This window comes from Bacillus sp. 05T31, from assembly GCF_056396725.1.
Window position 1 is genome coordinate 1 of the sequence record NZ_JBFTMA010001203.1, and the last position, 699, is coordinate 699.

1 protein-coding gene is annotated in these 699 nt (G+C 29.5%); it reads left to right on the forward strand.

Translation table 11 applies throughout. The features are described from left to right. Window positions 1-25: 25 nt before the first annotated feature. A complete protein-coding gene (locus AC1DJR_RS32440) occupies window positions 26-229 on the forward strand; it encodes a hypothetical protein (protein WP_002085220.1) in 204 nt (67 codons plus the stop codon). Window positions 230-699: the final 470 nt, after the last annotated feature.

Here is a 699-nt window from a genome sequence, read left to right on the forward strand (position 1 = left end):
GATAATTAAGAGAGGCGGTGACACTATGAAGTATGTAAAAGTCAGTATGAATGGTGGAAGTGAGCACAAATTCTCAATGACTTTAGAACGATTTGAAGAGTTTATTACTACAGAGAATGGATTATTAGAAAATAAATTAGTTTGTATTGAAAATGTAATGATTAACCCTACTAATATATCTTCTGTAGTTGAAAAAATTGGTGTACCTGCTAAATTTATGGAAGTTTAAAGGTAATTAGATAAAAAACATCCATGGGGATGTTTTTTGTTTATAAATAAAGCAATTGTACAATGAAAGTATGAGAAAATTTTATTAGTAATAATGTAGGCTATTAAGAATGAATGGATATAGAAAGGTCTTTTCTAGCGTGTTAGTTACTCCAATGTGTATGTATCTATTTGGCATCTAGACATTGTGCTTTCTAGTGCACAATGTAATAAGTACAAGCATATAGTATGTAATAGGACAAGATCTTCGTGTCCTACTAAATACTCAGAAAAAACCTCTAATCACATTAGGGCATCCAATAGCAGGGTGCTCTAATTTTTTATGAAAAATGTAGCTTCACAACGGTTTCGTTTCAATTATAGTTTTCTTTAACGTTAATAAATATTAAGATTAATATGATAGCAATAATTAAATTAGACAAATAGAAATTTTGGTGACACAGTAGTTCAAAGATGACATCGAATGTATAC